Origin of the sequence: Cedecea sp. NFIX57 (assembly GCF_900177785.1) — a bacterium.
In the GTDB taxonomy this organism is placed as follows: domain Bacteria; phylum Pseudomonadota; class Gammaproteobacteria; order Enterobacterales; family Enterobacteriaceae; genus Cedecea; species Cedecea neteri_C.
Map to the genome: position 1 here is coordinate 1 of NZ_FXAS01000054.1, position 15,548 is coordinate 15,548.

The following is a 15,548-nucleotide window of genomic DNA, read 5'->3' on the forward strand; positions in this document are numbered from 1 at the left end:
GAATATTTCAGCACCTGGCTCTTGCCCGGTGGCTGACATATGAAATGTTAACGCTTTGTTCCCGTTGCATTAAGGCGCAGTCAGATAACAGGCTGTGTTTTAATGCTGCTCTGGTGATGTCGCAGCCCGGTGTGTAAACGGGTATCTGACGCCCCCTCTGTCTTCATGCCCCTGAAGACAGGATAGCGGAACGGGACCTTATGGGTAACGCTCCCCCGCTTCATCACGGAGTGCTCCATCGGGGACCGGCTACCGGACAATGCTCTCCCGGGAGCATATCCGAACCTCACCGGAGAGGTGCCCCGGAAATCGGTGCAACAGATGCGTATTCACACCATTGTGAATCTATTTTAATTTTTCAGCATCAGAAGTCATGTAAATATATCGTATATCAATCAGCGCATCGAAACAGACAGCCTCCTGTTGCCGGAAGACTTTTGCCCCGATGCCCCACCAATATTCATTTTACACAGAGGACTGCTATGTCTGAACTTTGGCCGAAAATACCCGACGCTGACGCAGGACCGGCTCCCCGTCAGTACCGGGACAGTATGGCTTATTACCCTGAAGCGGAAAAGGCACAGCGCTTTGAACAGCGCGGGGATTACGTCCGGGCATTTCAGGCCTGGATGAGGGCAAACTATACATCATGTAATGAACTTAACCGGCAATGGAGCCGGTCGAGAGCTGAGTTTTGCGAAAAATTCAGCCTGCGGGGCCACTGACAGGCAGAAGGGGGAATTGACGTCGCGTGTGCCCCTGGGGCTGTGCCACCCCCAGGGGATGGGTAACAGGTGTGAGCGGAAGCCATGATGTGATGCCGTGCCAGGACAATTCCTGGCCGAGCACTCACACCGTATTTATTCAAATCGCCCTTCACTCTGACGCACGTCTGCTATAATCAGCGAATCCGGCAGGAGTGCCCCCTGTCAGACATAAAAAATACAACGTGGCCAGGACAATGGTCATGATTATTCCTGTGGGAATGATGTTCTTTGTCCTTTTCTTTCTGAAAGGGAAATATATACAACAAAAAATGCATCCGGCAATACACCCCCCCTGTTTTACCGGGTGGGTTGTTGCGGGCTCCTTGTACACTTTCAGGCCTTAACACCGATTAAACGATTATCTCCGGACATAAAGTTTATCTTCATAAACAGAGGCGATGACCTATGGCTGAATCAGAACACCCCTTCCCCTTTATTGAAAATAATTTGCACCGGGATTTACTCCAGGCCGCAGGCTTTCATTCGGTAAAAGATATCACCCGGGGCTCCGCCCTTGAATTCGAAAAGAAAATGGTGTCTCTCCCCGCGGACCAGGCCGCACAGATTTATCAGTCGTCGCGGACACTGTCCGATACGCTGGACCAGTTGACCCGGGCTGCTCAACTCAGTAATGACCCAATTATCAGAGCGCTCCCCGGCTTTGACAGCCGCGCCACAGCCACTCAGGCCCGTGAAAAAGCCCGGGCGATCCTTGGTGACGCCTCTCCATTTGAAAGTTTTACACCCTTACCGGAAAACCAGCACTATGCTGATCCGGCGGGCATTCAGTCCCTGTTCTCACCCGGCCGTTACCTGGCCGTGCTGTACGGGCAGGCAAAAAAACTGGGGGCGGATCTGGACACTCGCAGGCCAGACCTGAGAACACTCACCCTCAACAACACCAGTATGCTCACACAGCTTCCGGCGCTGAAGATCCTGAAAGATGTCCTGGTGTTGCGCGGCGGGAACAATGAGCAGACACTTTATTCGACGCTGAAAACAACATTTTATCCCCAGAGCCTGCCTTACGATGATGACCAGACAAAACTTCAGCTTGCACTTGAAAACCGAAACCTCACGCTGACACAGCTGTGGTGGCAGTTTGATCCGGACAATATTCTGAGAGAGGATCATCTCCTGTCGACCATGGCACAGTTGAAGCTGACGCCGGAATATCACCAGCACAACCGGTTTTTAGAAAAAACTTTCTACAAACCCGGCAACGTACCTGCTCTGTATGGCGTGAATGATATTAATAACCTGGCAACGCTGGACAAGTTTGCCCGGCAGGTCGGGATTTCCATCGACACGGCGCAGGAAATCGGCTCGACCGCATTCATTCAGTCCCTGTTGAGTGAAACCGAACAGAAAAGTAAAGATACTGCCTGGTTGAAAAATGTTAAATGTCTGGCCGCAGCCGACTATTTTATCCGGCTGTCCTCGCGCACCCGTTTGTCCATTAATGACCTCGATATTCTGTTTTCCCTGACTTCAGGGCAGAGCGACATTGTCCCCCTCATCGCTTTTGTTGTCTGTGAATATCTGCGGCTGAATCAAAAATACGGGCTGACAGCCAGCGAGTTTTCTGTCCTGATGGGAAATGCTAATCCACCGGCCAGCAAAGGAGAAGTCCCTTATTACGACCAGCACTTTATTAATCCGTCCACAGGAGAAAAACTTGCTCTGGGTGACAGCATCAAAATTTCATTTAACCTGGGGAGCGCTGACGCAATCCGGGAACAGCTGAGCCAGATACTGGGTATAACGGAAGAAGAATGCGCGGCAATATATAGCGCACACATTCATCCGGGTAAGGAAAATGACACTAAGATTGCACTGACTTCATCCGTGCTGAGCCGGTTCTGCTTTTATGTCCGGGGCCCCGCGTTGTTAGGCATCAGCAGGACTACCGCAGGGAAATTATGTCAACTCCGTTCGACGAATGCGACGCTGGACAAGCCACAGAACACCCTGCATACCTTGCTGGCTTTTCGGGCGATGGAGGATTCTCTGGCATGGGCTGTATCAGAGCAGTGCCCTCCGGACCAGATTCTGGTCATGTTAGCTTCCGACAGTGGCAACGGTGATGCCACATTCATTGCGCAGATGCAGGCCAGAATAGCCACCCGGGAAAAGGAACAGCAGACGCTGTCGCAGTTTCTGTCCTCAGTATTCCGGCTCTCCCCGGATGTTATGGCAGCACTACTTAAGTGGCCACAGAAATCCGGTACCGCACCGATTGAGGTATCAGGCACGCCTGAACTCACGGATAACCAGATATTCCATCTCAGTCAGTTAGTCCTGATAGCCAGGTGGGGGCAGTTGAATGCGGAAGACATTCAGCTGTTGTCAGACCCTGTGCTGGCCGGCACTGATTTTTCTGGCCCACCAACGTTCGCTTTACTGCAGACAATCGCCCGACTGAATCACTGGAAACAACGGATCAAAGTGCCGGTATCTCAGGCCCTGGCGTATCTGCTGGGCCAGGCAGGAAAACCGATTGATGTGGATACCATTGTGGCTTTTGAAGGTGCAGAGAAAGGCAATATTAATGCCGTCCTTGAAGGCCTGAAAAAAACGCAGCCCATTCCCCCTGAAGGTACGCCTCCCAGGAAAAATCCCGGGGTGACACTCATGACGATGCTCTGGCTGTCAGACCGTCTTGCCCTTGCTGGTCAGTTGGGTATCAGCAACAACACGCTGGAAAATCTGTATCTCCTTCTGCAGTTCACTCATAAAGAAGACAAAGTTGCCGACCCGGCGTTATTAAAAACGGTGGCTGATGCTTTTTTTACAGAGAAGAGTCGTAACCTTCCCGGAGAGCGCAAATGAACACTCTGTCCATGCTGACCAAAGCCCGCACGGATGCCCTGACGGCGTATCTGTCCATCCAGCCTGATAAGCCCGCGCTGAGTCCGGATGAGATGTACGATGATCTGCTCCTTGACCCACAGAACAGCCCCGACGTAATGACGTCCCCGGTTGCTGAAGCGATAAACAGCCTGCAGCTCTACATCAGTCGTTGTCTGAACGGGCAGGAAACGAAAGTTAACGAAACATATCTGACAGAACAGAGCCTCCCCGGCGGATTTTTCACCGACTGGGGGCAATATAACAGTCACTATGACCGCTGGGCCGGGCGGGAGAAACTCCGGTACTTTGCGGCGGACTATATTGACCCGGCACTCCGGATGAACAAGACCCAACTTTTTCAGTCCTTTGAGCAACAGATTAACCACGGAAAACTCACGGAATCCTCCGTACTGAATGCCTTGCAGACTTACCTGATTAATTATGAACGCCTGACCCGACTGGTCACGGTTAACCACCTTACCGTTGAGGTACAGACGCAAACCCACGTTTTCTTCCTCGCCAGAACGACCGAAGATCCCTGTCAGTTTTACTGGCGAAAATGCGTTTATGAAACGACAACAAAAAATGCCGTTCCCGCATGGAGTGACTGGCTGCCTGTTACCGCACACCTGCCCGGGGATAAGGAACTGGATATCTGGCTGGTCTGGAACCGCCAGCGCCTGCATATCTGCTGGGCGGAAAGCAAAAAGGAACGACAGGCTGACGGGAAAACCGACCTCACCAGCCAGTATGTCAGCGCGATTTCGCTCAATGATGATGCCTCATGGGCCAGCCAGGTTTCACAGAAGCTCCTGGCTCAGAATGACAACAACAGCGCCCCCACACATTATCTGGTGCAATCATCGCCGGATAATACAGAATGGCTTAGCAGAGGGCTCCCGCTGATAAGCGGTCAAGAAACGTTCCGTTCCACAATAACATCGCTGGTTCTGCCCGGTGGTGTGGCTAAGGGTGCACTGACGCTGACGATTTCCGATCGCAAGGTGAATATCACCTGTGACAGCCATTTTTCGACTGATGACCAGACAGGTTATGCCATAAGAGTGATAGCTTATGACGCAGATACAGGGGCACATTCCGGGGAGGTGAATGTCAGCTCTCAGGGTAACTACACGATTGATGTTGGTACAACGGCAAAAGCAGCACACCTCCGTCTGGAGGTGTTCAGCCTCCGGCAGGACAGTGGAACGCCAGTGCCCGATAAATTACTCATCGTCTTTGATGATTTTGAGTACACAAAACCTGACAACATCACCCGCATTAATATTGGGGAAAAACAGTATAGTCTGAGCATCAGCGACGGTCTGCCACTGCTGGAGGCTCTTCGCAGCGGGCCTGATGCCCTGTTCAGTTATGCGCTACAGCGCAGTATTAAAGACGGTGAAAACATACTGAATGGTTTCGACAGCAGTTATGCCGCCTGGGTCTGGGAAATTTTCTTCCATATTCCATTCCTGGTGTCCAGCCGTTTTTGCGCAGAGCAGCGATTTACCGAAGCTGAAAAATGGGCCGGGTATCTGTTCCGGCCGGGCGGGTTCCGGAACAGCAAGGGGGCACTGTTGACTGATGGCAGTGAGTCACCGAAACCGATTTACTGGAACGTTATTCCGCTGCATACCGCCACACCCGCGATAAAACCGACACAGAACAGTGATGATCCGGACATCATCGCCCTTAACAATCCGGTGCAATATAAGCTTGCCGTCTGGCGACATTATCTTGATGTGCTGATAGCCCAGGGCGATCAGGCGTACCGGGAGGAAGAGAGAGAGTCTCTGGCGCGGGCCAGAATGTATTACATTCAGGCTCAGCAACTGCTCGGGGTTATCCCCGATGTACGACCAGATGTGCTGTGGCAGGACAGTTTGCTCCCTGACGTGACAGATAAAGTAGACGAGCTAAATAGCACACCATTCCTGCCGCCATTGTGTGAAACTCTGCTGACCTGTCGGGACCGCATTGAACTCAGACTTTATAATCTGAGGCATAACCTGAGTCTGACAGGACAACCCCTGAGCCTGCCCTTATTTGCGCCCCCGACAGACCCCGAAATTTTGCTGGCACAGCAACAGGACAACAGTGCCGGGGACGACACGGGGACCAGTAAACAGATTAACGGCCTCCTTCCCCCGGAACGTTTCCCTGTTTTGCTGGAACGCGCCAGAAATGCAGTGACCGGGTTGATACAACTGGGGAATACGTTCCAGTCGGTTCTCAGGCAACAGGATGAGCAGACTGCAGGCCTGTTACTCCTGAGTCAACAAAAGGCCGTTCAACAGGAGACCGTGCAAATCCAGCGCAACCAGCTGACTGCCCTCAATGCAGGTCTGGAGAGTCTGAACAAACAGATAGCGGGTGTGGAGCAACGCAGGGATTTTCTGCTGCAACAACTGACCACCGGCGTATCAGCAGCAGAGCTCTCAGCCCTGTCCCTCAGACGGGATGCAGCAAATGTCAATGTCAGCTCGGTAACCGCGATGTCCCTGGCTGGAGCCCTGGATCTGGCCCCGAATATTTTTGGGATGGCTGATGGGGGGAGTCAGTGGGGGGCGGCCAGTTCTGCGGCCAGTATGGCGATGCAGACAATGGCGGGTGTTAAAGAGCAACTGGCCGGGATCCAGGAGACAACCTCCGGCTACACCCGTCGACAGGCCGACTGGCAACAACAGCTGAACAGCGTCCGGGCTGAACTGAGCCAGCTGCGTAGTCAGCTGACTGGCGCAGAAATCAGTGTGGTGACCGCACAGAAACAGCTGGCCCTGACGCTGCGCCAGCAGGGCTATGCCCAGACCGTCCTGGATATGCAGACGACCCGTTTTACCGGTCCGACCCTGTATAACTGGATGTCCAGCCGTCTGGCCAGTCTTTACTGGCCGTACTACGACATGGTTCATGCCCGGTGCCTGAATGCGATGCGAGCCCTTCAGTACGAAACAGGAGTGGTGCCGGCCAGCACCACCCTGGCAGGAACCTGGAGCGACCTGCGCCAGGGACTTCTGGCCGGTGAAGGCCTGATGCTGACCCTGCAGAAACTGGAGCACGACTGGCTAACCCAGCGCAAGAAAGCGCTGGAAGTTCAGAAAACAATATCGCTGGAGGCATATTTCAGTAACAAGCTGGTCAGCACGATTAAATCCACCCTGGCAAATAACTCCGGAGAATCGGAATCGATCACGCGAGAAAAGGGTATCCTCAGTATTAAAGTGAATATCAAAAACCTCGACTTGCAGGCCGATTATCCGGACGCACTGCGTCTGGGCACGCGCAGGCAGATAAAACAGATAAGCGTCACCCTGCCTGCACTGCTGGGGCCATACCAGGATGTTCAGGCTGTCTTGCGTTATGACGGAAACAGTCCGCACGCTCCCGGGTGCGAAGCCATCGCCATCTCGCATGGCATGCAGGACAGCGGCCAGTTCCTGCTGGATTTCAGCAATACGGAATTCCTGCCGTTTGAAGGGATACCGGTAGATGACGCCGGCAATCTCATTTTACAGTTCCCGGCAACACGTGATGAACAGAAAGCGCTGCTTAACAGCCTGAGTGATATTATTTTCCATATCCGGTACACCATTCGTTCGTGATCCTGTTTTTGACCAGCCCCCGTGTCCGGAAGGACACGGCAGGAGTAACACATGCAAAATAATCAGACTATGCCGGTCAGTATGCCCTCCCTGCCCAAAGGTGGAGGCGCACTGAAAGGAATGGGGGAAACGCTGTCAGTGGGGGGCACCAGCGGAACTGCATCGCTGGCCCTCCCCCTCCCGGTTTCTGCCGGGCGTGGCGTGGCGCCTGAATTATCCCTGGTGTACAGCAGTGGGGCTGGCAACGGGCCCTTCGGAATGGGATGGCAGTGCCCCCTGCCCGTCATCAGCCGCCGGACGTCTCATGGCGTCCCCCGCTATGATGAAAGTGACACCTTTCTGGGGCCGTCGGGGGAGGTGCTCCAGGTTCAGCCGGTTGAAAACGGGACACCTGATACCCGCATTACCCGTAAACTTCAGGGGATGTCACTGAATGCTGACTGGAAGGTCACCCGCTACCAGCCCCGTACAGTAGCTGAATTCAGTCGTCTGGAATACTGGCAGCCGCAACAGGCTGACCACGATAAACCGTTCTGGGTGATGTTCAGCCCTGACGGACAGGTCCATCTGTTTGGTAAAAATGCGCATGCGCGGGTGGATAACCCGACCGGAGATAACCCGCCAGCACAGTGGTTGCTGGAGGAAAGTGTTACCCCAACCGGGGAGCATATTTATTATCAGTACCGTGCAGAAGATGACGCCCACTGTGATGAAGACGAAGTCTCACAGCACCGGAGTGCAGGGGGTGAGCGGTATCTGGTCCAGGTGAATTACGGTAATATTCTGCCTCAGGCCAGTCTGTTCGGGCTGGAGAACAGGTTGCCTTCTGATGACCAGTGGCTGTTCCATCTGGTCCTGGATTATGGTGAACGGGCCGATGAAACAGCAACGCCTCCGGAATTCCAGCCCGATGAAAAAGCACGCTGGGCGGTGCGACCAGACTGTTTTTCCCGGTTTGAATACGGCTTTGAACGCCGGACACGACGCCTGTGCCGTCAGGTACTGATGTTTCACCGGTTGCAGGCCCTGGCCGGGAATACTGTGCCAGATGAACGCCCGGCGCTGGTGTCCCGACTGAGACTGACATTCCAGGCGGACAGCCGGGTGACTACACTAACCCAGGCCTGTCTCATGGCGCATGATCACGATGGCACGCCTCTCTGCCAGCCTCCACTGAGTCTGAGCTACCGGCTGCCAGTGCCCGAAACCGGACGCTGGCAGCCGATGCCACAACTCAAAGGATTCAACGCACAGCAACGCTGGCAGTTTGTGGACTTGTTCGGAGAAGGACTTCCGGGGCTGCTGTTTCAGGATACACCCGGGGCCTGGTGGTTTCGTTCACCTCAGAGAAGTGCCGACAGTGGCGCGCCTGATGCGATAACCTACGGCGAGGCCGCCCCACTACCTCGTCTGCCATCACAGCAACAAAGTGGCACTCTGATGGATATCAATGGCGATGGCAGGCTGGACTGGGTGGTTACCCGTGCCGGCATCAATGGTATTCACACTCTGGCCCCGGACGGGCAGTGGTCCCCCTTTGTCCCGGTACAGTCCTTTCCGGTTGAATTTTTTCATCCCCGGGCACAGATGGCTGACCTGACCGGGGCCGGGCTGTCAGACCTGGTGATGATGGGGCCCCGAAGTGTCCGCCTGTACGCTACGCAAACGGATGGCTGGCGTACCGGAGAAACCGTGGTTCAGTCCGGAGATATCATGCTGCCCATCCCCGGAGCGGATGCCCGAAAACTGGTGGCCTTTGCCGATATGCCAGGCTCCGGACAGCAGCACCTGGTGGAAATTGCTTCAGACAGCGTCCGCTACTGGCCAAACCTCGGGCACGGACATTTCGGTGCCCCGATTATCCTGAGGGGGTTCAGTATTCCTGACGCAGATTTTAATCCGGACCGGGTGTGGCTGGCCGACACCGACGGCTCAGGAACCCCCGACATCATTTATGCCGGTAGTACGTCTCTGCTTCTGTTTATCAATGAAAGCGGTAACCGGTTTGCTGCGCCGGTCACGGTTCCGTTACCCGAAGGGGTAACCTTCGACCGGACATGCCAGTTGCATATCGCTGACACGCAGGGGAGCGGCGTTTCCACCGTCATCCTGACAATCCCGCATATGATCCCCACGCACTGGCGCCTTGACCTGGCAGACGGCAAACCCTGGTTGCTGGACACTATCCGGAATAATATGGGGGCAGTGTCACACCTGATTTATCGCAGTTCTGCCCAGTTCTGGCTTGATGAAAAACAACAGACTGTGGCCAAAGGACAGCCCCCTGTGAGCTATCTTCCTTTTCCTGTTCATCTTTTATGGCGCCGGGAAACCGAAGATGAAATCACCGGCAACCGCCTGACGTCCGTGCAGACGTATGGTCATGGTGCATGGGATGGCCGGGAGCGGGAATTCAGGGGATTTGGTCGTGTCACCCAGCTTGATACAGACGTCCTGGCCGAAGGGACCAGCCACGCGCTCCCCCCGGTGTTCCCGTCAAGAACCGTCAGCTGGTTTGCCACTGGTATGGAGCAGGTGGACAGGCGGCTGAGTGAGGAGTACTGGGCGGGCGACGCTCAGGCCTTCCCTCCTTTCTCCCCACAATTTACGGAATTTAACACCGGGGAGCAGAGGGACCAGGAGATAACACCCTCTGAGGAGGAGATTTACTGGCTTCAGCGGGCCCTGAAGGGACAACTGTTACGCCAGGAGCAGTACGGGGACGATGGGTCACCGCAGTCCCTGCTACCTTATACGGTGACTGACCATCACTATCAGGTTCGGCGACTCCGGAGTTTGCCCGGGAGTCCGCTTCCTGTGTGGGGCACCAGAGCAGGTACCCGGACATATCATTATGAACGAGTCGCGGCAGATCCGCAGTGTAGTCAGGAGATGGTTCTGACCTTTGATGTCTGGGGATGTCCGACGGACAGCATCACTATCCTGTACCCCCGAAGGCCCAGCCCAAAGGCATCGCCCTGGCCTGCCAGCCTTCCCGACACCTTGTTTGCTGCCAGCTATGATGAACAGCAGAGCGTACTCCACCTGCATCGTGAACGCAGGCACTGGCTTCATCTGGTCGGGGACGATACCTTTATGCCCGGACTGCCGCAGGATACCCGGCAGGATACCCGGGACTACCCTGCCGGGCAGTATGACGGGAAAGAAATTACCCGGGCTTCACTCAGCCCCGACGGTGGCCTGAAAGAGATTGATGTTCCAGCCCACTATGCCGGTCACCAGCGGACCCTCTGGCAGGAAACTCACGGGGAAACAGACTGGCCTCCCCGGCAGGTCTGTACAGAAACTGCGGAACTGGATGATACCGTGCTGGCTGAAATAAAGGACCTGCTGACACCGGACAGGCTACAGAAAGCCGGTTATATACAGGCCCCGCGCCCCTTCAGTGCCGGAGAGGAGGCCGAGGTTCTGGTTGCCCGCAGAGGCTACACGGAGTATGGCGATGCGGCACATTTCTACCGGCCATTAAGCTGGCAGCCCACATTATTGACCGGGAAAAATCACGTCACCTGGGATACCCATTATTGCGTGGTGCAGACGTTTACCGATGCGGCCGGGTTGAGTACCCGGGCTGATTATGATTATCGGTTTATGGTGCCGGTGCATATCACGGATATCAACGACAATCATCACCAGGCTACCTTTGATGCTCTGGGCCGCCTGACCAGCCAGCGCTTCCGGGGCACTGAGAATGGTCAGCCTCAGGGGTATACGGATAGCGGGACAAAACCGTTTATTCCCCCGGTCACTATTGATGCCGGGCTGGCGCTGACCGACAAGCTGCCTGTCGCCCGGTGCGTGGTTTATCATCCGTCAGCCTGGATGGCTGACTCTGCAACCCGACAACCGCCTCATGTCCTGGTGCTGACCACCGACCGGTATGATACCGACCCACAGCAACAGGTCCGCCAGACCATCGCATTCAGTGACGGGTTTGGTCGCCCTCTGCAGACGTCAGTCCGGCATGCCCCGGGAGATGCCCTGCAGCTGCGGTCGGATGGGGAGCTGGTCACGGACAACAGCGGGAGTCCGGTTATCGCCCGGACAGACACGCGCTGGGCCGTATCAGGGCGCGTGGAATATGACAGCAAGGGACAACCTGTTCGTCAGTACCAGCCGTATTATCTCAACAGCTGGCACTATGTCCGGGACGACAGTGCCCGGAAAGACTTGTATGCGGACACGCATTATTACGATCCGGTGGGGCGGGAGTATCAGGTTATAACAGCGAAGGGCTGGCTGCGCCGCAGCCTGTTCACCCCATGGTTTGTTGTCAGTGAAGATGAAAATGATACGGCATCAGAGGTGTCATCGCAGTGATACCTCTCTGCACGCCCGAAAATTCGTCTCCGGACCTTCATAGGAGCCCAAAAGGATGAGCACGCAGGCACAGTACGACCTCTTTCGCAGAACCCCCACCGTCAGCGTGCGGGATAACCGCGGCCTGACTGTCCGGGAAATTCAGTATCACCGGCATCCCGACACCCCGGAGACCACCGACGAGCGCATCACCCGTCACCGGTATGACGCCCGCGGCTTCCTGACGCAGAGTGCTGACCCGCGCCTGCACGAGGCCGGGCTGGCGAACTTCACCTGTCTCACAGACCTGACCGGGACCGTCCTGCGGACTGAGAGCGCGGATGCCGGGACGTCAGTCTCCCTGAGTGATGTGGCGGGCCGCCCGCACCTGGCCGTTACCGGGGAGGGGGTGGTCTGCACCTGGCAGTACGAGGCAGCGCCGCTGCCCGGGAGGCCATTGTATATGACGGAGCAGGCAGCCCCGGAGGCCCCTGTCCGGATAGCCGAACGCTTCGTTTATGCCGGAAATGCTCAGGCAGAGAAGGACCGAAACCTGGCCGGACGGTGTGTGCGCCATTATGACACCGCCGGTCTGCTGCAGACGGACAGTATTGCCCTGACGGGAGGTTCGTTATCCGTTACCCGCCAGTTGCTGAAAGATGCGGATAATCCGGACGGCACGGCCGACTGGCAGGGCGAAGACCCGTCGGTCTGGAATGACCGGCTGGACACAACGTCTTACACAACCCTGACGACGGCAGATGCTACCGGCGCTGTACTGACCACCACAGATGCGGCTGGTCACGTGCAGCGCATGGTATATGATGTCGCCGGTGTGCCGTCGGGCATCTGGCTGACAATGAAAGAGAGCAAGGAACAGGCTGTCGTCAAATCCCGGACGTACTCGGCCGCCGGCCAGATGCTGCGCGAAGAGCACGGCAACGGGGTGGTCACCACGTACGCGTACGAACCACAGACGCAACGCCTGTCGGGTATCAGAACAGAACGCCCGGGCGGACACCCCTCCGGCGCAAAAGTACTGCAGGACCTGCAGTACAGTTATGATCCGGTGGGTAACGTCCTTCGCGTCACTGATGCTGCTGAAGAAACGCGGTTCTGGCGTAATCAAAAAATCGTGCCGGAGAACACCTACCGCTACGACAGCCTGTACCAGCTGGTCAGCGCCACCGGGCGGGAGATGGCCGGGATGGCTGACCAGACCCTCACCGGCCCCTCCGCGGCTGTCCCTCTGGTGGCAGACAGCAACGCGTTAACAGCCTGGACCCGGACTTATCGCTACGATACGGGGGGGAATCTGACGCGGATACAGCACAGCGTCCCGGCCACCGGACACCGGTATACCACAGAGATGACCGTCTCCGGGCGCAGTAACCGGGCGGTACTGAATATGCGGGCAGAGACGTCGGATAAAGTCGATGATTTGTTTTCAGCCGGAGGGTTCCAGAAACAACTGGTCCCCGGGCAACATCTTACCTGGACGCCGCGGGGAGAACTCAGCGGCGTGATGCCGGTGCCCCGTGACAGCCAGCTGTCTGACAGCGAAACATACCGGTATGATGCCGGGCGTCAGCGTGTTCTCAAAACCCGTGTGCAGAAAACCGGGGGGGGCACGCGAACACAACGCACGCTGTATCTCCCGGGGCTGGAGATAAGGACCACAAAGCACGGCGACAGGGAAAGTGAGTTGCTGCAGACCATCACCCTGGGGGGTATCCGGGTGTTACGCCGGACGGAGGGGGAAAGTGGCGCCGGGAAAACCGACGACCAGATACGGTACAGCCACGGCGACCTGACGGAGAGCTGTGGGCTGGAAGTGGACGGGGAGGGAAAGGTTATTACCCGGGAAGAGTACTACCCGTACGGAGGAACGGCCGTCTGGACGTCACGAAGTCGGGCGGAAGCAAATGACAAAACCCGGCGTTACTCGGGCAAGGAGCGGGATGCGACGGGGCTGTACTACTACGGCTACCGCTACTACCAGCCGTGGTCGGGAAGATGGCTGAGTGCAGACCCGGCCGGGACTGTGGACGGGCTGAACCTGTTCAGGATGGTACAGAACAACCCACTAACCCTTCAGGATACCGATGGACTGGCTCCGTATCGAGGACAGGGTGACTTATTGGAAACAACGAAATTTGGGCCTAAGGACATCAAACGCCGAGGCTTGGCCGAATTATCCCCGGGACAAAGAGATCATATTTTACGCGGCGTAACCGCAGCAGTCCATATTCTGGATACAGCAGTTGATCGACTGGAACAGGAAGGCAATCGCAGCGGAGAAGTCAAAAATATACTGCGCGACTTTATCGGGATTAGAAAATTTAAGGGCGCGGATCTGAGTCAGGAAGAAGCCGTAAGCTCTCTGACGAAACAGTTGATACCAATGCGGAATGCGATGAGACGTCGCCTACCAGGAGGAATAGACGCGGAGCAGATTGCGTTGATTAATACGTCGAAGCGAGGGGGATTAGCTCATACTTTTCTGCCATCTGATATTCTGTCCCTAAACCAGCGACTCCGCACCCAAGATCCGCAAATTCGCCCCAGCGAACTTTACCGCACTGAGAGCCGGATTTTTGTAACCGACAATCTTTTTAAATTCAAAGCCGCCTTTACACTCACGCACGAAGTCAGTCACTATATGACAGATACTAGTGATTTATTTTATTACCCGAAAATAGCACCTCCGCCTCGCAAACCTTGGGAACCCTTTGAGCCTCAAAGCCCAGACATCGACAAATGGTTCGGAATTCACAAAAATATGGCCAAATATCCCAGCAGCGGCAGTGCTTCCGCATTAAGTGAGGTGACTATTGGAAGATTTGATTTGGAAGCGGAACTTGAGAGGACAAAATATTCGGCACAATCACGGTTGGAGTTTTTTTCAGGCAATGCGGATTCTCTCACGTTACTGGCGTTTAAGCTGGGGCGCCGATAAAACGTTAGACAGTGGCGTTAATGGGTAAGCGTAAAGCCACCCGTCATGATGGTGGTAATTCAATCAACGTTGAAAGGGTGAGAAACCATGTCAAGGCTGAACATTATTGGAATTGATCTTGCGAAAACAAATTTTTATCTTTTCAGCCTTTCACCTGAAGGGAAGCCTGGTGGAAGGATTAAGCTCTCTCGTGAAAAGTTGACTGGCTGGTTTGCGACACAGTCCAGGATGATTGTCGCCATGGAGGCATGTGGTGCATCTCATCACTGGGCCAGAGAAATTCAAAAGACGGGACATGATGTTGTGAGTAAGCGTCACATTTAGACCGTCTGTGCAGCCGGCTCCGGTTTCGGGAAAATAGTGTCCATCATTTTAATGGACACTATCGCGTGAAACACCGGACATGGCTTCTCGAGGTACTTCGCCTCCACTTTGAAGAAAAACTGCCGCGCATTGAGGCTGGACGCCGGTTAGGCATCCCCAAAACCACGGCCTGCGATCTCTTTGTTCGCTTCAGGAAGGCCGGTCTGTCCTGGCCTTTGCCGCCACGAATCAACGCAAAAAACCTGGATAAACGCCTTTACCGGCAGAACTCCCGAAAATCATCCGGTCTTCCCGTAGCCCCTGCTCCCTGTGAAATCACTGTCGCCCCCAAACGACCACGACGTCCCAACTTCCCCCGCGACTTCAAAATCGCACTGGTGGCGCAGTCGATGCAACCCGGTGTCAGCGTGGCACAGCTTGCCCGTGAAAATAACATTAACGACAATCTCCTGTTCAACTGGCGGCGTCGTTATCAGCAGGAGCTGTCGGGAACTCCGGCCAGCACGCCAGCACTGCTCCCCGTGACGCTGACCGCTACCGAAAGGCCGGTGAGCCCGCTGACACCCTCTGCGGAAGAGTCTCCCTGCTGCGAACTGGTTCTGCCCGCCGGTACGCTGCGTATCTGTCCGGCGAGACAACCGGCACGGTGGGACCGCAGTAGTCGATAAAGCATTTTTCACCAGCAAAGTGTTGCTGGCGCATGGAACGCTTTTGTAACTG

The 15,548-nt window shown here is 55.5% G+C and carries 7 protein-coding genes; all 7 read left to right on the top strand.

Annotated features, from left to right (window positions below):
* Positions 1–551 precede the first annotated feature (551 nt).
* The 7 genes from B9Y90_RS27620 to tnpA all read left to right on the top strand — a co-directional run bounded on the left by B9Y90_RS27620 (position 552) and on the right by tnpA (position 15,496).
* Positions 552–725, top strand: coding sequence for an ANR family transcriptional regulator (locus B9Y90_RS27620; RefSeq protein WP_369678989.1), 174 nt, complete (start codon positions 552–554; stop codon positions 723–725).
* Positions 726–1,172: 447 nt separating this feature from the next.
* On the top strand, positions 1,173–3,599 hold the full coding sequence (locus B9Y90_RS24305; RefSeq protein WP_085542907.1) for a Tc toxin subunit A: 2,427 nt from the start codon (positions 1,173–1,175) through the stop codon (positions 3,597–3,599).
* Positions 3,596–7,225, top strand: coding sequence for a Tc toxin subunit A-related protein (locus B9Y90_RS24310; protein WP_085542908.1), 3,630 nt, complete (start codon positions 3,596–3,598; stop codon positions 7,223–7,225). Before B9Y90_RS24305 ends, B9Y90_RS24310 begins: the two co-directional genes overlap by 4 nt.
* A 51-nt stretch (positions 7,226–7,276) precedes the next feature.
* Entirely contained in the window at positions 7,277–11,566 is a 4,290-nt protein-coding gene (locus B9Y90_RS24315) for a SpvB/TcaC N-terminal domain-containing protein (protein ID WP_085542909.1), read from the top strand.
* A gap of 55 nt (positions 11,567–11,621) precedes the next feature.
* Positions 11,622–14,504, top strand: coding sequence for an RHS repeat domain-containing protein (locus tag B9Y90_RS24320; RefSeq protein ID WP_085542910.1), 2,883 nt, complete (start codon positions 11,622–11,624; stop codon positions 14,502–14,504).
* An 87-nt stretch (positions 14,505–14,591) separates the two neighbouring features.
* A complete protein-coding gene (locus B9Y90_RS24325) occupies positions 14,592–14,828 on the top strand; it encodes a transposase (RefSeq protein ID WP_176227919.1) in 237 nt (78 codons plus the stop codon).
* 65 nt (positions 14,829–14,893) lie between these two features.
* Positions 14,894–15,496, top strand: coding sequence for an IS66-like element accessory protein TnpA (tnpA, locus tag B9Y90_RS24330; RefSeq protein ID WP_085542911.1), 603 nt, complete (start codon positions 14,894–14,896; stop codon positions 15,494–15,496).
* The last annotated feature ends 52 nt before the right edge of the window (positions 15,497–15,548 follow it).